Raw genomic sequence first — 22,544 nt, forward strand, 5'->3', positions numbered from 1 at the left:
CTAGTGGTAGTCGTCTTCGCGTTGGTGGCGGATGGCGGCAATGGTGACGGCCTGGCTTCCGTCGATGTGAAAGAGAACCACATATCCCGAAGAGCCAAAGGGTACCAGCAATTCGCGCATCAGCGTATTCTCGGCGCTCGCCTTGCGGCACGAGAATGGGAATTCCTCAAGCACGACCAACGCCTTCATGATGGCATCATAGGCGCGGTCGGCGAGGTCGAGGTCGTAGGCGATAAGATAATCGTAGAGTCGGTCGAGGTCTTCCAGCGCCTCGTCGGTGAAGCGAAGCTGATAGCTCATTCCTGCCCGGCCGCACGCTTTGCCTTGGCGGCATCAAGCTTGGCCTTCAACATGGCCATCACGTCTTCAGCACTGTGATAGACACCCGTCCGCTCGGCTTCCGCCAGCGACGCCAGCCCCCGCGCGATAAATTCCGCCTGCGTCTTGCGATAGTGAACCTGACGCCGCAGCGAGTCTTCCATCAGCGCCGACAGGGTCTCCCCTTCCTTCAGCACACTTTCGGCGGCAGCGCGCAATTCGGGATCGACACGGAGGGACGGCAGGGTTGCGGTTTTCATGGGGCGCTCCATGCGTTGCAATTGCGATGCATGATGCTCTTAAAGTGATTTCCTGGCAAGTCCGGCGCTAGCGCCGATAGGGTATCCGTATGCCGGGATCCCCCGCCGGAAAATCCTTGGTGTTGCGGGTGACGAGCAGCATTGCGTGAACCTCGGCGGAAGCCCAGATGATCGCGTCGGGCAGCTTGATGCGATGTTCCTGCCTGAGACGTACGGCGCTTTCGGCGATACTGCCGTCGAGCGCGATGACATCGAAGCCGTTGAGGAAGCCGCGGGTGGCGGCGGCGTGCTCCGGTCTGGCGCCGATCAGCACTTCCATCCAGGTGATGATGCTGATCGAGCGCTGCTCGTAGCGCAGCAGTTCATCGCGCGCCTCAGGCACGGCGTTCAGATAGTCGATCAGGATATTGGTGTCGAAGAGCGCCTTCACCATTCGCTGCGGAGCTTTTCCTGATAGGCCAGGCCATCTACGGCCTGATCGCCCCAAAGGCCGAAGGCTTCCTCATCCTTCAGCCGGTCGCGGCGTTTCAGGAAATCATCGACGGCCTCGCGGATCAGCGATGCACGCGAGACTTTCTCTTCCCGGGCGATCTCATCCAGTGCCTTAAGCTCGGCCTCGCCGATATCGATCAATGCGCGCATACTCGGACCCTGATGATATCAGATATGTATATCATACTCCGCCGATACGGAAAATTCCATGCCGAACTTCAAGTTCAGAATCAACTAGAGGAAACCAATCCATCGTCCCGCCAAGAGACTCGCAATCCAGGCGCAGAGGGAGATACCGGCGGCGTATCGGATGCGGCGTGGTGCGATCTCGTCGGCGAGCGTGTGGCGCCAACCCTTCCCTGTATGGATGAGGATGGCGTTGAGGATGCCGAGGGCGATGATCGAAAGCTTGGCGAGGAAGGCGGGGTTCTCCGCATATTCGGCCGGGCGGACGCTGAAGAGGAGTGCGCCGGTGAGGATGGCGAGGGCGAGGCCGGTGGCGGCGGCGGTGGAGAGGAAGGGGCCGATGACGGCAAGCGGGACGGACTGGAACCAGCCCATGAGCCTGAGATCGAGCGGCAGGATGGCGCCGATCAGCAGGCCGATCGACAGGATGTGGGCGGCGTTGACGACGATATAGAGCAGCGCCGAGCGCCGGAGGGCGGCGGCCGGCGGTGCTGCGGCGATCCATTCGAAGAGGTCTGCGGTCATCCGTCAGTTCGTCTGGATGCGTTCGGGATAGATGTCGTAGCGCTTGCCTGAGACTGTGATGCGCACCGCCTTCAGGCGCTTCTCGCTGGCGTCCTGCGAGCGGTTGCCGAGGGCGACGATGGCGTCACCATTCTTCGCCGAGCCCTCGATGAAGCCCGAGCGTTCCGTCTGGCGCGGATTGCCGAGCTCGACCCGCCAGACGCCATCGGCCGCGGCAACGTCGAGCGACGGATGCGGGCCGCCCATCGAAATCTGCTGGATCGTGCCCGTCAGCTCCATCTGCTCGGCCTCCGCCCAAGACCAGCCGTGATGGGCTGCGGCGCCTGTTGCGAAGACTGCGGCGAGTGCTGCGGCGGCGATCGATTTCCTGATCATGGATATGCGCATGTCATGCCTCCCTACCCTGTTCCGGCAAGGGGCAAGTGGCGCGGTGGGCATGCTTGGGAAGGTATTTCACCAAATGTTGAAACAAGGGGTGATCTTTGCCGACGATTGGGACTAGAAGGGGATGCCCCCATCACGTGCCAGAGTTCGCCATGCCCTCCTCCCATCGCAATTCCAAGCTGCTCCGCCGTTCCCGCGTCATCTGGGGATCCTTTTCGCTCTGGCGGCCGCGGCTGGTCTTCTGGTGCGGGGCGCTGGCGATCGGGGTGATCAGCGTCGGCTTTGCCAAGCTCGCCGATCTGGCGCAGAAGGCCTTTACCGGACTGACATCCTCGGGCGAGTGGGCCTTCCTGCTGCCGCTGGTCCTGACGCCCTTCGTCTTCATGCTGTCGGCCTATCTGGCGGCGACGCTGTTTCCGAATTCGCAGGGCAGCGGCATTCCGCAGGCGATCGCCGCCCGGCATCTGCGCGACGAGGAAGACCGGACGCGGCTCTTGTCGCTCCGGATCGCCTTCGGCAAGATCGTGCTGACGGTGCTCGGGCTGTTCTCGGGCGCCTCGATCGGCCGCGAAGGACCGACGGTGCAGGTCGGCGCGTCGATCATGCTGGCGGTCGCCCGGTTCGGCGGCATGGCACAGGCGCGCGGGTTGATCCTGGCGGGGTCTGCAGCCGGTATCGCGGCGGCGTTCAACACGCCGCTCGCCGGTATCGTTTTCGCCATCGAGGAAATGAGCCGCACCTATGAGTCGCGGGCCAACGGGCTGGTCCTCACCGCGGTCATCCTCTCCGGCCTTGCGGCGCTGGGGCTTTCCGGCAGCTACAACTATTTCGGCGAAGCCTCCGTGGCGCCAACGCAATTGCGCGACTGGGGCCTCGTGCTGGTCTGCGGCATCGGCGGCGGGGCGCTGGGTGCTGCCTTCAGCGGCTTTGCCCTGCATTTCGGTCAGAAGATCCGCCGCTGGGCGCAGCCGCAGCCACTGAAGCGCATGCTTGTGCTGGCCGGCATCTGCGGGCTGGCGATTGCCGTGATCGGCATCCTCTCCGGCGGCACGACATTCGGCACCGGCTACGAGCAGGCGCGCGGCGCGGTCGAGGGCCATGCGCTGCCGCTGCTGTTCTTCGTCGAAAAACTGGCCGCCAGCTTCCTGTCGATGATTTCAGGCATTCCGGGCGGCATCTTCGCGCCATCGCTTGCCGTCGGCGCCGGTTTCGGCAGCACGGTCGGCTCGCTGCTCGGCACCAGTGTCGCACTCGCCGCCATCCTCGGCATGGCCGGATATTTCTCCGGCGTCGTGCAGGCGCCGATGACCGCCTTCGTCATCATTCTCGAAATGACCGGAGACCACCAGGCCGTCATCCCGATCATGGCCGTCTCGATGATCGGCTATGTGACGTCGCGCATCCTGTCGCGCGAGCCGCTCTATCACGGCCTGTCGCGCGTCTTCATCGCCGCGGCCATCCGGGCGCGGCGGGCGATCGAGAAGGAAGAGGTGGCAGGCTAGGCGAGCATCCGCGTCACGACGGCGCCCTTTGCGGGGGCGACGGCGTCGGCGATCGTCGTCGAGAACAGCACCTTGCGGGTGGCGTCGGCGACTTTGGCGAAGACGTGGCGGATTTCGCAGTTCTGTTCGCCGTCGCAATCATCGCATTTGCGGTAGGCGGTGATCGACAGGCAGGGAAGCGGCGCGATGGGGCCGTCGATGATGCGCAGGATTTCGCCGAAGGTGATCATGTCGGCTGGCTTCAGCAGCAGATAGCCGCCTGCCTTGCCGCGGCGGCTGACGACGATGCCCTGATGTTTCAAGTCGAGAAGGATCTGCTCGAGGAATTTCTTCGGAATCTTCTGCTGGGCGGCAATGTCGGAGATCATCACCGGTTCGTCGGCGTCGGCCTCGGCCAGCACCGTGAGCGCCCGGAGCGCATATTTTGCTTTCTGCGTAATCATTTCAGACCGTCACACACACCTGCGGCCCGTGAGCCCCGCCGCACTTCAAGCTTTGCTTTATCCCCTATGGCACAGCCAGCATGAACGGAATTTGAACGTGCCGGCAAAAGCCTTGAGATACAAGCATTTTGGCCCTGTTTTTCAAGCTTGGCCAATGGGCTTAATTCTACGTCAAAATTGCGTCTTCCGCATCTTTCGGCGCATCACTTCAGATTTCGAATTGACAGGCGGCGTGTAACTCTACTAAATCACTAGACATTAGCGCTGCCCGCCGGTTTTCATCGCCGGGGCGGCTGCTTTTCTGCATTGCGGCAGCTTCGGAGAGATATTTGCTCCTGCTTATGCTGCTTTCGAAATCCCTTTTTCTGTCCGATCCCTCCTCCAGCTGCGATACTCCGGCCAACATCGAGGACAGGATTGCCATGACTGTTATCCATACAATCGAAGAGGCCGAGGCGCTGAATGCCAAGCTCGCGTCTCTCGACCTTGCCGGAAGGCTGGCCTTTGTCGCCGGTCTCGGCGGCCGCGCCGTCTTCACGACGTCGCTCGGCATCGAAGACCAGGTGATCACCGCCGAGATCGGCAATCACCGTCTGCCCATCGACGTCGTGACGCTGCAGACCGGACGGCTCTTTCCCGAGACGCTGGCGCTGATCGACGAGACCGAGAGCCAGTACGACATCAAGATTTCTCGCTACGAGCCCGAACAGGCCGATATCGACGCCTATGCGGCGAAGTATGGCCTGAACGGTTTCTACGAAAGCGTCGAAGCCAGGCATGCCTGTTGTGGCGTGCGCAAGCTGAAGCCGCTTGCGCGCGCACTCAATGGGGCAACCATCTGGATCACTGGTCTGCGCCGCGGTCAGTCCAACAACCGCGCCGACACGCCCTTTGCCGAATATGACGCCGAGCGTCATCTCCTGAAGGTCAACCCGCTGGCCGACTGGGATATCGACGTGATCAAGGCCTATGTCGCCGACAACAGCGTGCCGGTGAACCCGCTGCATGCGCGCGGCTATCCCTCGATCGGCTGCGAGCCCTGCACCCGCGCCATCAAGCCCGGCGAGCCCGAGCGCGCCGGCCGCTGGTGGTGGGAGCAGGACGAAAAGCGCGAATGCGGGTTGCATGTTGCTGAAGAGGCGTCGGCGATCCCGGCTGCTCAGTAAGCGAGGGCAACGCCTGGAGCCCCCTCATCCGGCCCTTTCGGGCCGCGCGGCGCAACGCCGGTGAGGCCACGAAGCAAATCACGCAGAGACATCTCTGCACACGAATTGAGAAGTCTGGAGTAGGAAATGCCCGATACCCGCAAGGATACGGAACTCAGCAATCCCCAGAGCAGCAAGCCGCCGCTCGATCCGCACCTGAAGGCACTTGAGAACGAAGCGATTCACATTTTCCGTGAGGTCGCCGCCGAATTCGAACGCCCGGTCATGCTTTACTCGATCGGCAAGGACTCCTCCGTCCTGCTGCATCTGGCGCGCAAGGCCTTCTATCCGGGCCGCGTCCCCTTCCCGCTGCTGCACGTCAATACCGGCTGGAAGTTCGCCGAGATGATCACCTTCCGCGACAAAATCGTGAAGGAATATGATCTCGACCTGATCGAGCATATCAATCCGCGCGGTGCGGCCGAAAACATCACGCCGTTCACCTACGGCTCGGCCCGCTATACCGACATCATGAAGACCGAGGCGCTCCGTAATGCGCTCGACGCCGGCAAGTTCGACGCGGCCTTCGGCGGCGCGCGCCGCGACGAAGAGGCAAGCCGCGCCAAGGAGCGCATCTACTCGTTCCGCACGCCCGACCATCGCTGGGACCCGCGCAACCAGCGCCCCGAGCTCTGGAACGTCTATAACGGCCAGATCCGCCAGGGCGAAAGCGTTCGCGCCTTCCCGCTGTCGAACTGGACCGAGGTGGATATCTGGCGCTACATCCAGGCCGAGGACATTCCGATCGTGCCGCTCTATTTCGCCGCGAAACGCCCCTTCGTCGAGCGCGACGGCATGATGATCGATGCGACCGATCCGCGTCTGGAGCTGTTGCCCGGCGAAACGAAGCAGGAGGATTACATCCGCTTCCGCACGCTCGGCTGCTTCCCGCTGACGGGCGCCATCCGCTCGAACGCCACCAGTCTTGAAGAGATCATCGCGGAGTTGGAAATCGCCACGGTTTCCGAGCGCCAGGGCCGCGCCATCGACCGGGACCAGTCCGGCTCCATGGAAAAGAAGAAGCGTGAAGGATATTTCTGAGATGACCGCAGCAAACCTCGCCAACGCCGTTGCCCAGCCCGCAGCAGAGCCCGTTGCGGCCCTGCGCGACACGCGGCCGTTGCGCCTCATCACCTGCGGTTCCGTCGATGACGGCAAGTCGACGCTGATCGGCCGCCTGCTCTGGGATACCAAGGCAGTCAAGGAAGACCAGGCCGCGACCCTGCAGCGCGATTCCACCGGCAAGCAGAACGATCTCGGCCTGCCCGACTTCGCACTGCTGCTCGACGGCCTGCAGGCCGAGCGCGAACAGGGCATCACCATCGATGTCGCCTATCGCTATTTCTCGACCGACAAGCGCTCCTTCATCGTTGCCGATACGCCCGGCCACGAGCAGTACACCCGCAACATGGCGACCGGCGCCTCGACCGCCGATCTCGCCATTCTGCTGGTCGATGCCCGCGCCGGCATTCTCGAGCAGACGCGCCGCCACGCGACGATCGCTTCGCTGATGGGCATCAAGCAGTTCGTGCTGGCCGTCAACAAGATCGACCTGACGAATTACGATCGCGCCGGCTTCGACAAGATCACCCACGAATTCAAGGAATTCGCGCTGTCGCTCGGCGTCAAGCAGATCACCGCGATCCCGATGTCGGCGCTGAAGGGCGAAAACGTCGTCTATTCCGGCCAGGCAGCAATGCCCTGGTATAACGGCCCGACGCTGGTCGAGACGCTGGAGCTTGCAAGCGTGCGCTCGGGACAGTCGACCGGCTTCCGCCTTTCGGTCCAGCGCGTGTCGCGCCCGGGCGAGAGCTTCCGCGGCTATCAGGGCACGGTTGCCGGTGGCTCGGTCAAGCCGGGTGACAGCGTCATGATCCTGCCGTCGGGCATGGTCGCCAACGTCTCCAAGATCGTCACCTTCGACCTGGTGCGCAACGCCGCCGTTACCGGCGATGCGATCACGCTCGTTCTCGACCGCCAGGTCGATGTTGCCCGCGGCGACATGATCGTCTCGATCGACGCACAGCCGCAGACCGGCATCAACTTCGACGCCCAGATCGTGGCGCTGCAGCCTGAGGGCATCGAAGCCGGCAAGCGCTACTGGCTGAAGAGCGGCAGCCGCCGCCAGCGTGTCCAGGTGCAGCCGATCGCGCAGCTGGAACTGAAGTCCGGCGCCTGGGCTCCGGCCGACCGGCTCTACATGAACGCCATCGGCAAGGTTCGCCTGGTATTCGACGAAACGGCGATCTTCGACCCCTATGAGCAGAACCGCGCATCGGGCTCCTTCATCCTGATCGATCCGGAAACCAACAACACGGTTGCCGGCGGCATGGTGAGCGGCAAGCGCAGCGACGTCAGCGGCCTGCACGGCGGCGACGCCCGCGTCATTCTCTCGCTGCCGGCCGATCTCGCCGAGCAGATCATGGCAAGCGAACTCTTCGCCAGCCGCCGAGACGAAGCGCATGTGCAGCGGATGACCGCCGCAGAAGCCGCCGATCTCTGGAAGAACGCCGCCAGCGATATCTGAGCGGCATTCCGGAACGGATAAGACCTGCGATGACCGGCCATTATTTTGGCCGGTCATCGAGAGCGTCTCTCAGAGATGAGATTTCTGAAGCGCGGCCTATAGTTCGCCCGTGTCTTCCCGAACCTTCAGGATGCGGTCGATAAGACCCCATTCCAGCGCTTCCTCCGCCGTCATGAAGCGGTCGCGATCCATCGCGCGCTCGAAGTCTTCGTAGGAACGTCCGCAATGCTCGGCGTAGAGCCGTGTCATGCGGTGCTTGGTCTTCTGCATTTCCTCCGCATGGATCAGCATGTCCGACGCCTGCCCCTGGAATCCGCCCAGCGGCTGGTGAATGTGGATGCTGGCATTGGGAAGCGCCGTGCGTTCGCCCGGCTGGCCGGACATCAGCAGGAACGAGCCCATCGAGCGGGCGGTGCCCATGCACAGCGTATGCACGGGGGCGCGGATGTAATGCATGGTGTCGTACATGGCGAGGCCGCTGGTCACGACGCCACCCGGCGAATTGATATAGAGATGGATCGGCTTTCTGGGATTTTCCGCTTCCAGAAACAGCAGTTGCGCGCAGACGAGCGCCGAGACGGTATCGTTGACCTCGCCATTGAGGAAGATGATCCGCTCGCGCAGCAGCCGGGAATAGATATCAAAGGACCGCTCCCCTCGGCTGGACTGTTCGACGACCATAGGGACGAGTTGCATCGCTTCGCGCATCGGCGACCTCCAGGCTTTCAGATTTTGAGGGGGAAGGCTCGCCGTCAGGCGGCGAGCATGAGCAGCGGGCTGTTGCTGTTTGCCGGCGCTCTGGTCATTTCATCGAGCCTCGCGTCCGTGAGCTCGTGGACGATCCGCAGGCACGTGCCGCCATCGGCATTCGGGGTGAGCGTGAAGGTCACGATACTTTCAAAAAAAGGCGGCGTGTCGTCGCGCAGCCTGTAGCGAACCTGCTCACCGGGGGTGACCGATATCGCATCGGGATCGGCCAAGGATTCCTTCGGCAACCACCTTTCCCTAAGTTCGGGAATGGTGACGGCGCGCCAGACCTTTTGTGGCGGATCGCCGAGGTCGAACTCCAGCTCGATGCCGCTCTCCTGCTCGCTCACCTGCGCTTCGCTCATTGATCCATGTCCTTCAGCAAGACTTTGAGTGCTGCGATACGGTCCGGCCAGTAGGCGCGGTATTTCGCCAGCCACTGGGCGATGAGAGCCAGCCCATCGGGATCGACCTCGTAGATCACGAACCGCCCCTGCCGCTCCTCCCTGACGAGCCTTGCGCTGCGCAGAACCGCGAGGTGCTGCGACATCGCCGGCTGGCTGATCTCCATGCCCTCGCGCAAGGCGCTGGCGTTCATGCTGCCTGCCGCCAGCTTTTCAAAGATCGCGCGTCGGGTCGGGTCTGCCAAAGCCCGGAAGAAATCGTTCTCTATCATGTGAACACATAAGCACGCACTTATGCGATTCGCAAGCGATTTCGCGGCAGGTTTCTGGCGGCGTTATGGAAATTGCGTCTAGCGTGTGGAGCCGCGCTCGACGATCTTGAAGCCGAAATCGACATGGGCTTCGTACGGCTCTTCCTCGCGGACAGCCTTCAGCAGCATATCGGCGACGCGGTGGCCGATATCGTAGCGCGGGATGCTGACCGTCGTCAGCGCCGGTTCGCAATGGATCGCGTAGTCGAGATCGTTGAAGCCGCAGATGCCGATATCCTCGGGGACGCGCAGGCCGCGCGTCCAGCATTCGAGAAGCGCGCCGACGGCGAGGTCGTCGCTCTGGCAGAAGACCGCGTCCACATCCGGCGCAACCTCCACCAGCTTGCTGAAGAGCTCGCGTCCGGCGCCGATGCCGATTGCACCCACCTGGCTTGCGACCAGTGCCTCGTCGAAACAGCCGGCTTCGCGCATGACATCGGCATATCCATCGAAGCGGCGGCGCGGGCGGGTATCGCGGCGGCAGCCGACGAAAGCGATGCGGCGGTAGTTCTTCGACAGCAGCATGCGGGTGGCGGCAGCACCCGCCGCATAGTGATCGACGGCGGCGACCAGGCCCTCGGCCTTCTGGCTGGAATCGACGATATGGGCAACGGGGCAGGCAGCGGCGCTTAGCAATGGCGCCAGCGCATCGTAATATTCCGCGCCGGCAACGATGATGCCGGCCGGCTTCTGCGCCAGGAAGGATTTCAGCTGGTTCATTTCCTGGTCGGGATCATAGAGCGTATTGGCATATTGGACGCGCAGGTCCGTCGCCCGCAGGCGATCCTCGATGCCGCTCATGATATCGGTAAAGGAGTGCTGATGGAGGGCTGGCGTAATGACGCCGACGACGCCGCTATGGCGGCTGGCAAGGGCGCGGGCCGCGAGGTTGGGGACATAACCCATCTCATCGACGGTGCGCAGGATGAGCTGACGCAGATCTTCGGAAACGATCTCCGGATTGCGCAGTGCCCGGGAGATGGTGATGGGACTGACGCCCACCTTCTTAGCGACATCGCTCAATCTGACATGCGCTGAGCGCTTGCTTTCCCTACCCGGCACTTGATTCCCCATTCCGGCATTACACGCTGCGAACCCCTCCCCCTTCGACTCGCAGATGCCTTTGTGAAGAGAAATTAAATTAGAGTCCACTAACCCTTTTGCTTTTGCGACGAAAGGCTAAGCAAAGGGCTGCGTTTGCAGCGCTTTTAGATACGCTGGAGGCCGCCTGCTGGATCACAGCCCCGATAGAACTGTCCAGATTCCGGGAAAATAGACGATTTTGGAATGGTACGAGCCGCAGCGCAGCCTATTCCATGGCGACGAGGATCTCGCCGCTTTCGACCATTTCGAACATCGAGCTGTCGATCAGCCTGACGGCATCGCCTTCGGCAGTGCACCAGAAGCGGGCGCCGACATAACGGCGCGGCCCGGCGGCGGTCTGGCTGAGGATCACGTGGCGGCGCTCATAGAGCCTGACCGGCAGACCGTTACTGTCGATACAAGCCCGCTCGCTGATCGTCTCGACCGTCTTCTCGCCGTCCATGTCCATGAGGATGTACTCGCAAAGCCATAAAAGAAAAAACCCCGCCGAAGCAGGGTTTTCGGCTGGTCGGAGTGGCAAGATTCGAACTTGCGACCCCCACGTCCCGAACGTGGTGCGCTACCAGACTGCGCTACACTCCGTGACCAGCGGCGCCTCTATAGAACGGCCCATCTTATTGCGCAAGCGCCAAATTTCAAAAAACTGACGCATTTTTTCGAGGCCCGCGAATGGCCGCTTGGGACGCCCTGAACTGCAACAAAAAGCCACACCGGCCGCAAATTTCGCGAATGCGAATGAAGGGCAATTTTCTTTTGCCGGGTTCCGCGCTAAAGCCCTTTCCGGGACAAGCGGAAACCGCTCGGACATAGCGATTCCCGCCGTCGAATGCGCGACAATTCAGGGACGATACATATGAAACTCCGCACCTTTGCCGCGGCCGGGCTCGCTATTGCGCTTGCCGGCTGCACGACCATTCCTTCTGCCGGCGATCCCGTTTCCGCACGCTGGAACGGCCAGTCGGCCGGAAAGTTCTTTGCGGCCTACGGCCCGCCGCTGAGCGACGCCGAAAACGGCTCCTCCGTCGTCTACACCTGGAAGGGCGGCTACAAGACCGTGCGCGTTCCGGCGAAATATGCCGAAGGCGACAACGGCAAGCGCGGCAAGCAGACGGCACCGGCGCGCACCATGTACCTGCGCTGCCAGGCCGAAATCACCACCAATTCCGACTACACGATCCGCAGCATCCGCACGGTCAACGACATGCCCGGCGAAAGCGGCAAGTCCTACTGCGCCGAATTCCTGGCCCCGGCCCAGCCGGCAGGCTGATCGGGATCAACGATCGGGTTTGATGCAGGCGGCCGAGAGGCCGCCTGTTTTCGTTTGTGCCCCTCAAAACTGCTGGTGACCGAACACACGAAATCGACCGATAATCCCTTCGCTCGAAGCCCCGGCGAGCCATGCACGCATTATCGATATAAACTTGCGTTGCGCACAAAAATGTGCGCATTTAAGAGGGCGAATGAAACGCGAGCAGCTTCTGCGTGACCTTCGAAAGCTCGCCAAGGAAAGGGGCAAGCAGTTCGACGTCTATGAAGACCGGGGCAAGGGATCGCATTATCGCGTCACGTTCGGAGACCGTTTCACGACGATAAAGTCGGGCGAGCTTACGCCCGGCTATGTCCGGCTGATCAGAAAGCAGCTTGGCGTCGATTGAACGCTGAGGCACGGAGAGAGCACGATGCGATATGTCTACATGGCAAATCTCGAAACCGATCCCGACGGCGGAATGCTTGTGACCTTTGCCGACGTGCCGGAAGCGATCACCCATGGCGAAACGCTTTCCGAGGCGCTGAGCAATGCAAGGGAAGCGCTCGGCCTGGCACTGCGGGGTATCGTTCAGGAAGGGCGAGCGACGCCGGAACCTTTGGCCGTTGATGGTGTGGCAGTGGCCGTCGATGCGGAGGAGGCAATCAAGCTCGCGGTCATCGAGGCGTTCCGCGAGGCCGGAATTTCGAAACGGGAGCTGGCGCGGCGGCTGAACAAGAGCGAAAACGAAGCCCGCCGCATCCTCGACCCGGACCACCCTTCCAAGCTCAGCCAGCTGCAGGATGCAATGCAGGTACTGGGCAAGACGATTGTCATTTCCGTGCTGCAAGCGGCGTAGGGAAGACAAGTAGAACCCAAAACAATGGCTGGGGCGCCAGGAGCCCCACTGATTGATGGATAACATCCAGAAATTATTGTAATTATTGACTTATGCCGCTGCCGTGAGCTACCAACGTGTACTACTTGCGTGTACTACCGGGGAGCAAATGGCCGATACTCGATACCTGAAACAGCGGCGGCAGGGCTGGTACTTCGCGATGAAGGTTCCTGCCGATTTGGTCGACAAAATAGGCAAGTCAGACATCGTGCAATCGCTGCGCACCCGAGATCTGACGCAAGCGCAGAAAGATCGCTGGCCACTGGTTGCGGAGTGTACCGCACAGTTTGAAGTCCTCCGTGGCAAGCGCACGTGGACACCTACAGAAATCGAGGACAAGGCACAGGAGGAATACGAAGCCACGCTGAAGATGCTGGCAGAGCACAACGAAAGCGAGGAGAACGTCGATATCTTCGCCGAGCTTGAAGCCGAGAAGCTGGAGAGCGGGAAGCTCAACGATCTGGACCATGCCCTCGTTTCGGCACGCATTGCAGCGGCAGCGGGACGCAGAGCTGTCATGGACGGGAGAACCTTCACCCTGCCACGCGCCTTCGGACGCAACGGCATCGACATGGAAACCCTCCAGCCAGTCACTTTGAAGAAGCGAAAGACCGGGGAAGCCTTCGCCGACGCGGCCCGTCGCTACATCGAGGAAATCCAACGCGACAGCTCTGCGAAGCTCACAGAGCAAACACGCGGTCAGTACGAAGCCGTGTATCGTCTGTTCGACCAGTGGGCGGGCAAGCCAAGCCTGGATGAGGTTGACCGTAAACAGGCGGCGGAGTTTCTCGACAAGATTGCCACCCTTGACCCTCACTGGGGTCGAAGCCCGCAGACGAAGCAGCGGACATTCAGCGAGATTGTTAAGGATTTCGGCAACCACGAAATCGGACTTAGCAACAGGACGATCAACCGATACGCCACGGCCCTTTCCATGGTGTGGCAGTGGGCCAAGCGACGGGGTCTGTTGACTAGCGAAAACCCGTGGGAGGATCAGTACCGCAAGATCGGTGAGAAGCGGAAAACCAAAAAGCTCCCCTTCACCGTCGAAGAGATGAGGAAGCTTCTAGCCACACGACCGGAAGTTCGCCCAGCAACGCAGGACAACTCCAACACACTGGCGTGGCTATGCCTGATCTCCGCATACAGCGGGATGCGCTTGAACGAAATGTGCGATCGCAAGGTCGTCGATATAAAACAGGAGGACGGAGTGTGGTATTTCAACATTACCAACGCCAAGTCAGAGGCGGGTGACCGCAAAGTGCCTCTCCACTCTCGCCTCATTGCTGCTGGCCTGCTCGACTTCATGCGCCATCATAAGAGCGAGTGGCTGTTCCCCGCATTGAAGCCCGGTGGTCCCGACGGTAAGCGATCATGGTACATCTCGAAACGCTTCACGGAGCGCCGACGGGCACTGAAAATCACCCGACCTGACGAGCGAACTGGCAAAGATCGCGTTGACTTCCACTCATTTCGCCGTAGCGCCATTAAGGTGCTTGAACGGGCAAGACTTCCACAAACGGAAGTGGCGCAGGTTGTCGGCCATGATCGGGAGGGGATCACATTTGGCACCTACAATCCCGATGGTCTCGATATTCACGCTCTTCAGCACGTTGTCGAGGCGATCAGATACCCTGAGATTGAACAGGCCTCTGCGGCGGCTGCATGAAAGAACATGCGCAAAGGTCGCTTCTTAAGGCTCTTCGATAGGCCTTCACGGCCGCATCGACACAAGGGGCCATTTCCCGTTAAGAGGTGTCGGCCATTTTAGGCCTCTGCATGTCTGAACGATATAGGACGCCTGACAGCGTCTCCACTGCGAAGATTGGCAGGTTTCTGGCCCCGAGATTTCCGTACCATAGTTCCCGCCTTCGTGCTGTTTTCGGTCCATTGAGATCGAGGCCTTGCAGCTGGAATTTCGGCAGCAGGGGGAACCGTCGCGGTTTTTTCATCGGTACCTTACTGCATGCAATAGCAGCAAGGGGAAGCGTCTCCGACTTCTTCGTCCAGACCAAGGCTGTGTTGCCGTTCATGCTGTCACTGACACCTCAGACCACCCCTTCGGAAATACCTCCACTGTGATGACCAGAAAATCGTACTCTCGAATTACCACGTAATTAGGGAGAAAGAATACGGTTGTATTATATGGGATTGGAGCAACCCCTGATTACCCCTCACTTAAGAAGAAGGGAGAAGACCAATATCGAGAATGAACTGGAATAGAGGATGACTGATGAAATCAGGATCATCTCTATTTGTTCTTCATGGGTGTGATATTCATGAAACAAACCCTAGTGCACTTATGGTTTCCCTCGCGTCTCCCTGAGGTATCCTTTCCGGGAACGCCGAGAAGACCATCCAATCCCGCACAGTCCTTTCGACGGACGCTCGACACTTGAGAGTGCGGTGGTCGGCCATCATCGTCATGGCTGGCCCGTTCTCATGGGTGTGGTGACCCTCGGTCCTCTTATCGCAACTGCTTGGCTTAGCCTCGTGGTCCTGCTGACGAGAGGGCCGGTCTAAGTTGCCACCCCGCCAAGATCGTCACCAGCACAGCCATTAGAGAAATCCATGCACCACGAAACTTCCCCCGGTCGGGCGGATGGCGAAGCTATGCCTTCAGCTACATCGACCACGAAAATCGTCATCAAGCCCGTCCACCTCGACAAGCGCGGGCAAAATTACTCGGTCTCCCTCGAAGCAAAGACCCTCATCGCCAAGACCCGCAACCCTACCGCCGATGCTTGCCGCCGTCTGATCGCTCTCGGTCTCTCGGGCCGGCTTGAGGTCTGGGACGATGAGCGGGCATTTCCCCGCATGATCATCCCGGACATCAGCAAGGCGGCGAAACTGACAGTCGCTGAGAGTGCCACGCAAAGCCCCCGTATTGTGCCTTATCAGCCGTTCCATTCTTCCGTCTTTGCGACAGAAGCAGCGATATGAACTACGTCGAGGAGATATTAGACAGGAAGACCGGCGAACTGGTCTCGGTCGACAAAGGCGATTGGATCACCATCGCCGAACTCGCAAGGTTCCTCGGTTTCGGTCGAAGACGGGCGACGACAGTTCTCCGTCATCTGGACTTCCTGCAAATCGAGGGAGTTGGCCGTGACAGTCGCCACCGCATTGCTGATTGGGTCGTTCAACGCGGCTGGGGCAAACGCCTCCACCGCAAGACGGACAAGTTCCCCTTCGATGTGATTGGGCCTGATGCGGTCCAATGGATCAAGGAACGCTGGCAAGGCGCTGTCACCGCCATTGAGCGAGAGACGTTCAGCGGACCAGTGGCCGAGGCCAAGGCTGCTCTCGATGGCTTCCAAGCTGCTTATGGTCGCAAGGAAATGACTGTCCAGATGGAGGTATCCTGGTTGGCTGATATCTTCCCCGACCTCACGCAGGAGCAGATGAGCAGCATTCTTGATGTCTCTCAGCAGTTGGTGAGCCGGTTCCTGTCGGTCCGGTCTGAGCAGTTGCAGAGGGCCAAGGCCCTGAAAGCGTCGTTTCGATGATCCGGTCTTGGAGACAGGGTGTAGTACTTGTCTCGCCTGGGCCTATACGGAAGGGTACAACACCACGAAAAATGACCATTGAACCTGATCGCCACCGGTCTCCCCGACCCCGGCATTGACCACCACCCGATAGCCATTCCCGCTAATGGCATGTCGGCGTAAATGGACATCGGGCGTTTGGCCGGTGTCTCAGCCTTCGTGATCGCTGACGCCTCTAAACGGCCACCGCCGCGTAAACGCAAATAGCGGTCCCGCCTTACCCCTTGTGGGCAACCTTCCAATGCGTTCCATGCGGAACCGTCAGTTATCCAGAGGTTGCCTGTGAGGGGGCGGGGTCATTATCGACCATCCCGAAATGGTGAGCGTGAAATTTCGAAACCCCAATCAGATACAAAGAACCCGCCAGTTCCCCCCGTGCCCCTCTCCGGGCCGCAGGCAGAGCCTAACGGTCATACCTGCATTGTGTATCGGTCACCTTTACTCGTAGAAGCGGCTCCAATGAGAACCCGGGCCTTAACGTCACATCCACCGTGGTGCTGCCGTATCCAGAGCTGACGTACAGCGTTGAATATCCCTGAAAACTCCTGCGGCTGGGCAATAGGTCGTCTCTGTGCTCCATTCGAGCTTCGACATCGCAGCTAACACTGAACGTCCCTTCGACATCTCTGTCTCCGTTATACTCAACCGTGACCGTATAATCACAACTACTATAGCCGCCACTGATGTAATCCTCTTTGCAGTCGAGATCTGAGTTGCTTATCGAGAAAGGCGAGGTGTAACGAGGCGCTTTAGGCCCTGCCTCTGGGGGTGAGTTGGGCGGGGTACGAGACACCTCCGCAATGAACTTCTCCCGCACCCAACCCGTCTTCGTTGCATTATCGATGACGGCACCGATCTCTCTCCAATCGCCAACGTGTCCACTGAGGATCGCAATCTTCATGCCCAGCGGTAGCTCTGCGACCACGGCGCCCTGTGTGTTCGGCTGTGCACGCATGTTAAGCTTTTGCGTCACCACTACACCGAGCTTCATCTCCTCAGCCCGCATATCACACGGAATGAAAACCACCATGCAGGTAAGCATAGCGCAACATCTATGTATCATCGTATCCCCACGCGCCGTAAATGCGGGTGCAGTCTGCACCTGTCGCCCGCCTTAACGTATTCATATGATTGCATTGAGCGCCATGTTGCACATTGCTTATCCCCAGCGCATCCAGTGGTGTGATTTAAGTACACCTCACGAGAACCATTGCCGAACTGGTTCGATAAATACCGATTGACAAATCATATCGAACCAAAGATATGAGAACCACCCATAACGAACTGAGGTGGTTTTCCATGCATGTCCGCGCGTATCTCCGAGCCAGCACCAAGGACCAAGACGCCAGCCGCGCAAGGGACGACCTGTTCCGCTTCGCCTCCGAGCGTGACCTGAAGATCGCCGCCTCCTATGTGGAGAACGAGAGTGGCGCGACCTTGGCCCGTCCTGAACTGTTCCGGCTGCTCTCAGACTGCCATCCCGGTGATATTCTCCTGGTGGAGCAGGTCGACCGCTTAAGTCGGTTGAACGCTGCCGACTGGGAGAGACTGAAGGCTCAGATACAACAGCGAAGGGTGAAGGTGGTGGCCTTGGACCTTCCTACATCGTGGATGATGGCCACGGCCGACAAGGACGATATCCAGAGCCGCATGCTGGACGCCATCAACGGGATGATGTTGGACATGCTCGCAGCGATCGCCCGCAAGGACTATGAGGATCGTAGAAGACGACAGGCGCAAGGTATCGCCAAGGCGAAGACTGAAGGTATCTACAAGGGACGGCCTGAGGACGCCGAACGAAACGAAGCCATCATGAAGATGCTCGCAAACAAGCAGAGCTGGAACAGCATTGTGAAAGCCACCGGATGCTCCCGTTCGACGCTATCAAGATTGTCGAAACGCGTTGCTGCGTCGACCTTGCCGTAATTGCATCGACGGTGCTCCGTGGCCCCGATTATGTGTTTTCGTGCCTAGCGAAGGCCGGCGGCCTCGAACTGGTCGACCATGTTGATCAGGGTGTGAGTAGCGCTACTGAAGTTAGCCATTTGATCCTTGAGGCCATATGCCCATTTTTCTCCATGAAAAAGGTTGTTGCGAAGTCGATACGTTATGAAAAGTAACGCTTCGAGTTGGTCACTCGGCGAGGTGGCCTTGCCTGTCAGCACTTCAGAGGCCTTTTCCTTCGCAGCAACCTCGCCTCCCTTGCGCCATTTTAGACCATCAAATCGCCCATCTTGGTGGCCATTTGGAAAGTATCGCTCGCTGAAATGTTTTAGCGCCGTTTGAAAGGCCTTTACATCGATGCCGTTCTTGCTCTCCCTCAACTTCTCTACTGCCGCTCTAATAGAGGCGACGTTTGCATCTTTCCCGCAAACTACGTTTTCGAAGTAAGTCCATACGACCGAAAACTCCTCGATCGCTCGAACCTCACTTGCTTCCAGGTCGCCGTAGCCATGCGCACGCGTGAGAAGCCATTGGCTCACATTCATCTTCCCCTCCTCGAGCTTCAACCGTTACACTGCGCATCGATTAATGTGCGCTAGCAACCTCTCGTAACAACAACTCCGCCTGGGCCAACACGGTTTGAACGGCATCCTGCTCCAGATCAGGCGGATATCCGAACTTCTTGAGGATGCGTTTCACCAGCACCCGCATCTTCGCCCGAGCGGCTGCCCTATGCTGCCAGTCGACGGTTACAGACTTGCGCATTTGCTCAACAAGCTCATGGGCGATCACTCGAAGCTGGTCGCTGCCCATAGCCTGAACAGCGCTGTCATTGGCCGCGAGGGCATCGTAGAAGGCAATCTCCTCCTGCGAGAGGCCCAACTCTTCTCCCCGTGCGGCTGCGGCCTGCATCTCCTTGGCGAGCGCTATCAGCTCTTGGATCATCTCGACGGTGGAGATCGCGTTGGCATGGTAGCGGGTAACCGCCTCCTCCAGCCGCTTGGAGAATGCCTTGGACTGGACCACGTTGGTTTGTGAGCGGCTCTTAATCTCGCCATTCAGTAGCTTCCTCAACGCCTCCAGCGCGAGGTTCTTCTTCGCCATACGCTGCACGTCGGCAAGGAACTCATCTGACAAAACGGAGATGTCCGGTGACTGCAGCCCGGCAGCTTTGAGGATGTCGATGATCTCGGCATTGGCGACAGCCTGATTAAGCAACTGCTCGACAGCGAGCGACTTGGCCTTGTCCGACATCTTGCCGGTTGCGGTCGTCTTCACGAGCGCAGCGCGTACGGCCTGGAAGAAGCCTACCTCGTCGCGGATTTCTGCTGCGGCATCGCTTGCCGAGGCGAGCGCATAGGCCTTGCTCAATTCCAACACTGCATCCTGATAGCGACGATGTGCCTTCTTCTTGGCCTCGATGCCCTCGACCTTGGTGGCTTCCTTGTGCTGCCACTTCAGTATCCAGTCGATGCCATCAGCCAAAGCCTTCAAGCGCTGCTGCGGGGCGCCAGATATGCCGAGGCTGTAGTCGTGACCATTGAACATCGCGCGCACGATCTCGTACTTCTCCAGAAGGACGGCAACGGCTTCCTCCTCATCGATGCCGGTCTTATCTCGGTCGGACTGGGAGTACTGTGCCAAAGCCTTCTTCAGGTTCTGGGCAATGCCGATATAGTCTACGATCAGCCCACCCGGCTTGTCCTTAAAGACGCGGTTGACGCGGGCGATCGCCTGCATCAGACCGTGGCCGTGCATGGGCTTGTCGACATACATGGTGTGCATACAGGGCGCGTCGAAGCCGGTCAGCCACATGTCGCGCACGATCACAAGCTTCAACGGATCGTCGAGCTTGCGCGCTCGCTTGGCGAGATCGTCGCGCCGCTTTTTGTTGCCGATGTGCGGCTGCCACTCCAGCGGGTCGGAAGCCGAGCCGGTCATCACGATCTTGATCGCGCCTTTGTCGTCATCGTCCGAATGCCAATCGGGCCGAAGCGCAACGATCTCATTGTAGAGGTCGACACAAATGCGGCGGCTCATGCAAACCGCCATTGCTTTGCCCGGCAAGCCTTCAACGCGTTTCTCAAGGTGCGAGACGAGATCGGCCGCAACCTGGGAGAGGCGCTTCTTCGAGCCCACCAGCCGCTCTACGGTCGTCCACTTGGCCTTCTGCTTCTCCTGCTCGCTCAAAGCGTCGTCTTCGAGCATCGCCTCGATCTCGGCATCGATCTTCGGCTTCTCGTCTTCGTTCAGCTCGATGCGGGCCAGCCGGCTCTCGTAGTAGATCGGGACCGTCGCCTTGTCCTCGACTGCCCGGCTGATGTCGTAGATGTCGATGTACTCTCCGAAGATAGCCGGCGTGTTAACGTCGTCTGCCTCGATCGGCGTTCCCGTGAAGCCGATGAAGGAGGCATTTGGGAGAGCCTCGCGGATGTAGTGGGCGTAGCCATAACGGCGCTTGCCAGTTTCCTTGTCCAGCTTTGCGTCGAACCCGTACTGGCTACGGTGAGCCTCGTCCGCCATGACGATTACGTTGCGCCGGTCCGTCAGCATCGGGAAGCGTTCCTCACCCGCCTCGGGCGTGAACTTCTGAACGGTGGTGAAGATCACCCCACCTGATGCCCGGTTCAACAGTCGCCGTAGATCGTCCCGGCTATTGGCCTGCTCGGGCGTCTGGCGGATCAAATCCTTGCAAAGGCTGAAGGTGCCGAAGAGCTGATCGTCAAGGTCGTTGCGGTCAGTCAACACGATCAGCGTGGGGTTCTCCAGTTCCCGCGAGCGGACGATCAAGCCTCCGAGAAACGCCATCAGGAAGCTCTTGCCAGAGCCTTGGGTATGCCAGATCACGCCGATCTTGCGGTTGCCGTCCGGCTTTGCCGCCTCGATGGCGCTGGCAATCGCTTTACGGGCACCGTGGAACTGGTGATACCCGCCGATGATCTTAAAGGCGCCTGCTCCCTGGTCACCGAATACGATGAAGTCGCGGATGAGCGCAAGGAACCGTTCCTTGTCGAACACGCCCCGCAGCAGCGTATCCATCTCGTAGGGACCATGCGGCGTGAAGTCGCCAGCCGCGCCCGTCACAGAGCGCCAGGGCATGAAGCGCTCCTCGTCTGCTGTTAGCGAGCCGATACGAGCCAGCATGCCGTCGGAGGCGACCAGCACGGCATTGGTGCGGAAGAGCGAAGGCACCTGGGCCTTGTAGGTCTGAAGTTGCTGGAAAGCGTGGTCGATGGTCGCAGCCTCGCTGCCAGCGTTCTTCAACTCGATGATGCCGAGTGGCAGACCATTTACGAAGACCAGCACGTCCGGACGACGGGTGTACTTGCCCTCGACGACGGTGAACTGGTTGGTCACAAGCCAGTCGTTGTCGCCAGGGTTGTCGAAGTCGATCAGCCAGACCTTGTCGCCTTTTACCTCCCCATCGCCGATGCCAAATTCGACATCGACGCCCTCGGCAATCAGCTTGTGAATGCGGCGATTTTCCTCCACCAGCGAGGGCGTCTCGGTCACCAGTAATTGCCTGATCGCCTGCTCGCGAGCTTCAGCTGGGATTGTCGAGTTCAGCCGCGCAACGGCCGACCGCAGGCGTTCGATCAGCAGAACATCGCCGTAGGCCTCACGGGCGGGTGCGATGCCATCGGGAGAGACCACCGCTGCGTTCTCGTAGGAGTAGCCCAGATCGCGGAAGGTGCCGATCACCGCCTCTTCGACAAGGCCTTCGTTGAAGCCACTCTTGCTGTGTTCGGAAGCTGACTGCGTGTAGAGGACGTCGCCCATCACCAGACCTCGAAACGTTCAAGATTGCGCTCACCGGCTCGCTGCAGTAGCGCGGATCGAAACTCTTCTTTGATCACACCGGCATCGCGGAAGGCGGTGGCCAAGTCGTCCACATCAGGGATTGCGGCGAGCCAAAGGACCTCAAACTCTGCTGCTGTCAGTCGCTCGACTTCTTTCTGAAGAAGCGGTGCCAGAATGCTGTCCCAAGGCTCGTCGTCTTCAAAGTGCGGACCATTTTGGGCATCGTGGCAAAGCTCATCCCAAAGGCTTTTGTGATCGTAGTCGCCACCAAATACGCCAGAAGCATGCTGACGCTGGAGGGCATGGACGATCCTCCCTGCCGCGCGCTGATTGTATTCTGCCGCGAGGCGAACCAGGGCAGACAGCGCCGCATTCTCCAGACCATAGCGAGCGCTGGAGGCGGCCATCATCTTGCGCCCTTCACTGCGTCCAGGATGGCATCCAGATCTCCAACTGTCTTTGGCACGAAACGCCACGCGTCCCCGCGATGCAGTCGGTCCATGGTCTTTAGGGCGGAGTGTCGGCCATACTGCATTCCACCCTTGGGACTGGGCACCGAGTATGTCTCAGTTCCTGGCCGTCCTTCCCCACACAAAGCCCTTGCCGCCGAACCATCGATTGCTCTCGCCTCGCACCAGAACTGCAGGCTGTTGCCTTTCACGATGACCACGACCTCGACGCCGCCGAGCGCCGCATTCG

The 22,544-nt window shown here is 60.0% G+C and carries 28 protein-coding genes and 1 tRNA gene; 11 read left to right on the plus strand and 18 right to left on the minus strand.

Features of this window, described 5'->3' with window-relative positions:
- From F2982_RS04760 to F2982_RS04785, 6 genes are all read right to left on the minus strand, one after another.
- Nucleotides 1-300 carry a type II toxin-antitoxin system RelE/ParE family toxin gene (locus F2982_RS04760; protein WP_112712743.1) on the minus strand — a complete coding sequence of 100 codons (300 nt, stop codon included), beginning with the start codon at nt 298-300 and terminating at the stop codon, nt 1-3.
- On the minus strand, nt 297-578 hold the full coding sequence (locus F2982_RS04765) for a YlcI/YnfO family protein (protein WP_130278833.1): 282 nt from the start codon (nt 576-578) through the stop codon (nt 297-299). The genes F2982_RS04760 and F2982_RS04765 overlap by 4 nt, the downstream gene beginning before the upstream one ends.
- A 67-nt stretch (nt 579-645) precedes the next feature.
- Entirely contained in the window at nt 646-1,011 is a 366-nt protein-coding gene (locus F2982_RS04770) for a type II toxin-antitoxin system VapC family toxin (RefSeq protein WP_203429413.1), read from the minus strand.
- Nucleotides 1,005-1,220 carry a CopG family transcriptional regulator gene (locus tag F2982_RS04775; RefSeq protein ID WP_112712749.1) on the minus strand — a complete coding sequence of 72 codons (216 nt, stop codon included), beginning with the start codon at nt 1,218-1,220 and terminating at the stop codon, nt 1,005-1,007. Before F2982_RS04775 ends, F2982_RS04770 begins: the two co-directional genes overlap by 7 nt.
- A gap of 84 nt (nt 1,221-1,304) precedes the next feature.
- A complete protein-coding gene (locus F2982_RS04780; RefSeq protein ID WP_203429414.1) occupies nt 1,305-1,781 on the minus strand; it encodes a DUF6644 family protein in 477 nt (158 codons plus the stop codon).
- Nucleotides 1,782-1,784: 3 nt separating this feature from the next.
- Nucleotides 1,785-2,168, minus strand: coding sequence for a DUF6152 family protein (locus tag F2982_RS04785; protein ID WP_203429415.1), 384 nt, complete (start codon nt 2,166-2,168; stop codon nt 1,785-1,787).
- 149 nt (nt 2,169-2,317) lie between these two features.
- Between F2982_RS04785 and F2982_RS04790 the strand changes: the two genes are divergently transcribed.
- Nucleotides 2,318-3,667, plus strand: a complete 1,350-nt coding sequence (locus F2982_RS04790; RefSeq protein WP_203429416.1) for a chloride channel protein — start codon at nt 2,318-2,320, stop codon at nt 3,665-3,667.
- Here F2982_RS04790 and F2982_RS04795 read toward each other — a convergent pair.
- Together F2982_RS04795 and F2982_RS04800 are read right to left on the minus strand one after the other, a co-directional pair.
- Nucleotides 3,664-4,110 (minus strand): Rrf2 family transcriptional regulator, encoded by a 447-nt coding sequence (locus F2982_RS04795; protein ID WP_112712759.1) that lies wholly within the window; start codon nt 4,108-4,110, stop codon nt 3,664-3,666. The genes F2982_RS04790 and F2982_RS04795 overlap by 4 nt on opposite strands.
- 208 nt (nt 4,111-4,318) lie before the next feature.
- Nucleotides 4,319-4,534 carry a hypothetical protein gene (locus F2982_RS04800; RefSeq protein WP_130278838.1) on the minus strand — a complete coding sequence of 72 codons (216 nt, stop codon included), beginning with the start codon at nt 4,532-4,534 and terminating at the stop codon, nt 4,319-4,321.
- Between F2982_RS04800 and F2982_RS04805 the strand changes: the two genes are divergently transcribed.
- From F2982_RS04805 to cysN, 3 genes are all read left to right on the plus strand, one after another.
- Nucleotides 4,533-5,276, plus strand: a complete 744-nt coding sequence (locus F2982_RS04805) for a phosphoadenylyl-sulfate reductase (protein WP_112714314.1) — start codon at nt 4,533-4,535, stop codon at nt 5,274-5,276. The two genes, F2982_RS04800 and F2982_RS04805, sit on opposite strands and share 2 nt — an antisense overlap.
- A gap of 126 nt (nt 5,277-5,402) precedes the next feature.
- Entirely contained in the window at nt 5,403-6,356 is a 954-nt protein-coding gene (gene cysD / locus F2982_RS04810) for a sulfate adenylyltransferase subunit CysD (protein ID WP_203429417.1), read from the plus strand.
- A 1-nt stretch (nt 6,357) separates the two neighbouring features.
- Nucleotides 6,358-7,842: a sulfate adenylyltransferase subunit CysN gene (gene cysN, locus F2982_RS04815; protein ID WP_112712763.1), complete on the plus strand. Its 1,485-nt coding sequence runs from the start codon at nt 6,358-6,360 to the stop codon at nt 7,840-7,842.
- A gap of 96 nt (nt 7,843-7,938) precedes the next feature.
- Here cysN and F2982_RS04820 read toward each other — a convergent pair whose 3' ends face one another.
- The 6 genes from F2982_RS04820 to F2982_RS04845 all read right to left on the minus strand — a co-directional run bounded on the left by F2982_RS04820 (nt 7,939) and on the right by F2982_RS04845 (nt 10,990).
- Nucleotides 7,939-8,550 carry an ATP-dependent Clp protease proteolytic subunit gene (locus F2982_RS04820; RefSeq protein WP_203429418.1) on the minus strand — a complete coding sequence of 204 codons (612 nt, stop codon included), beginning with the start codon at nt 8,548-8,550 and terminating at the stop codon, nt 7,939-7,941.
- A gap of 44 nt (nt 8,551-8,594) precedes the next feature.
- Nucleotides 8,595-8,954, minus strand: a complete 360-nt coding sequence (locus F2982_RS04825; protein WP_203429419.1) for an SRPBCC domain-containing protein — start codon at nt 8,952-8,954, stop codon at nt 8,595-8,597.
- Nucleotides 8,951-9,265 carry a metalloregulator ArsR/SmtB family transcription factor gene (locus F2982_RS04830; protein WP_130278842.1) on the minus strand — a complete coding sequence of 105 codons (315 nt, stop codon included), beginning with the start codon at nt 9,263-9,265 and terminating at the stop codon, nt 8,951-8,953. The genes F2982_RS04825 and F2982_RS04830 overlap by 4 nt, the downstream gene beginning before the upstream one ends.
- A 78-nt stretch (nt 9,266-9,343) precedes the next feature.
- The gene (locus tag F2982_RS04835; RefSeq protein ID WP_203429420.1) at nt 9,344-10,378 is read right to left on the minus strand and encodes a LacI family DNA-binding transcriptional regulator; all 1,035 of its coding nucleotides are present in this window, start codon (nt 10,376-10,378) and stop codon (nt 9,344-9,346) included.
- A gap of 235 nt (nt 10,379-10,613) precedes the next feature.
- Entirely contained in the window at nt 10,614-10,856 is a 243-nt protein-coding gene (locus tag F2982_RS04840; RefSeq protein ID WP_203429421.1) for a hypothetical protein, read from the minus strand.
- 57 nt (nt 10,857-10,913) lie between these two features.
- A tRNA-Pro gene (locus F2982_RS04845) sits at nt 10,914-10,990 on the minus strand.
- 271 nt (nt 10,991-11,261) lie between these two features.
- On the opposite strand from F2982_RS04845, the gene F2982_RS04850 reads away from it, so the two are divergent.
- From F2982_RS04850 to F2982_RS04875, 6 genes are all read left to right on the plus strand, one after another.
- Nucleotides 11,262-11,675 carry a hypothetical protein gene (locus tag F2982_RS04850; RefSeq protein ID WP_130278879.1) on the plus strand — a complete coding sequence of 138 codons (414 nt, stop codon included), beginning with the start codon at nt 11,262-11,264 and terminating at the stop codon, nt 11,673-11,675.
- Between the two features lie 193 nt (nt 11,676-11,868).
- Nucleotides 11,869-12,063 carry a type II toxin-antitoxin system HicA family toxin gene (locus F2982_RS04855; protein WP_203429422.1) on the plus strand — a complete coding sequence of 65 codons (195 nt, stop codon included), beginning with the start codon at nt 11,869-11,871 and terminating at the stop codon, nt 12,061-12,063.
- A gap of 24 nt (nt 12,064-12,087) precedes the next feature.
- Nucleotides 12,088-12,513 carry a type II toxin-antitoxin system HicB family antitoxin gene (locus F2982_RS04860; protein ID WP_203429423.1) on the plus strand — a complete coding sequence of 142 codons (426 nt, stop codon included), beginning with the start codon at nt 12,088-12,090 and terminating at the stop codon, nt 12,511-12,513.
- Nucleotides 12,514-12,661: 148 nt separating this feature from the next.
- Nucleotides 12,662-14,221: a site-specific integrase gene (locus tag F2982_RS04865; protein WP_203429424.1), complete on the plus strand. Its 1,560-nt coding sequence runs from the start codon at nt 12,662-12,664 to the stop codon at nt 14,219-14,221.
- A gap of 902 nt (nt 14,222-15,123) precedes the next feature.
- Entirely contained in the window at nt 15,124-15,495 is a 372-nt protein-coding gene (locus F2982_RS04870; protein ID WP_203429425.1) for a hypothetical protein, read from the plus strand.
- Nucleotides 15,492-16,061 carry a hypothetical protein gene (locus tag F2982_RS04875; RefSeq protein WP_203429426.1) on the plus strand — a complete coding sequence of 190 codons (570 nt, stop codon included), beginning with the start codon at nt 15,492-15,494 and terminating at the stop codon, nt 16,059-16,061. The genes F2982_RS04870 and F2982_RS04875 overlap by 4 nt, the downstream gene beginning before the upstream one ends.
- A 442-nt stretch (nt 16,062-16,503) precedes the next feature.
- On the opposite strand, the gene F2982_RS04880 is transcribed toward F2982_RS04875, so the two are convergent.
- Complete coding sequence (locus F2982_RS04880; RefSeq protein WP_203429427.1) at nt 16,504-17,130, minus strand: SH3 domain-containing protein; 627 nt, start codon at nt 17,128-17,130, stop codon at nt 16,504-16,506.
- A 269-nt stretch (nt 17,131-17,399) separates the two neighbouring features.
- Between F2982_RS04880 and F2982_RS04885 the strand changes: the two genes are divergently transcribed.
- Nucleotides 17,400-18,026 carry a recombinase family protein gene (locus F2982_RS04885; RefSeq protein ID WP_203429428.1) on the plus strand — a complete coding sequence of 209 codons (627 nt, stop codon included), beginning with the start codon at nt 17,400-17,402 and terminating at the stop codon, nt 18,024-18,026.
- Between the two features lie 44 nt (nt 18,027-18,070).
- Here F2982_RS04885 and F2982_RS04890 read toward each other — a convergent pair whose 3' ends face one another.
- The 3 genes from F2982_RS04890 to F2982_RS04900 are packed head-to-tail and all read right to left on the minus strand — an operon-like array spanning nt 18,071 to nt 22,255.
- On the minus strand, nt 18,071-18,589 hold the full coding sequence (locus tag F2982_RS04890; protein ID WP_203430132.1) for a hypothetical protein: 519 nt from the start codon (nt 18,587-18,589) through the stop codon (nt 18,071-18,073).
- A gap of 40 nt (nt 18,590-18,629) precedes the next feature.
- Nucleotides 18,630-21,824 (minus strand): type I restriction endonuclease subunit R, encoded by a 3,195-nt coding sequence (locus F2982_RS04895; RefSeq protein ID WP_203429429.1) that lies wholly within the window; start codon nt 21,822-21,824, stop codon nt 18,630-18,632.
- Nucleotides 21,824-22,255, minus strand: a complete 432-nt coding sequence (locus F2982_RS04900; RefSeq protein WP_203429430.1) for a hypothetical protein — start codon at nt 22,253-22,255, stop codon at nt 21,824-21,826. Before F2982_RS04900 ends, F2982_RS04895 begins: the two co-directional genes overlap by 1 nt.
- Nucleotides 22,256-22,544 lie beyond the last annotated feature (289 nt).

It is taken from the genome of Rhizobium sp. BG4 (assembly GCF_016864575.1).
Lineage (GTDB): Bacteria > Pseudomonadota > Alphaproteobacteria > Rhizobiales > Rhizobiaceae > Rhizobium.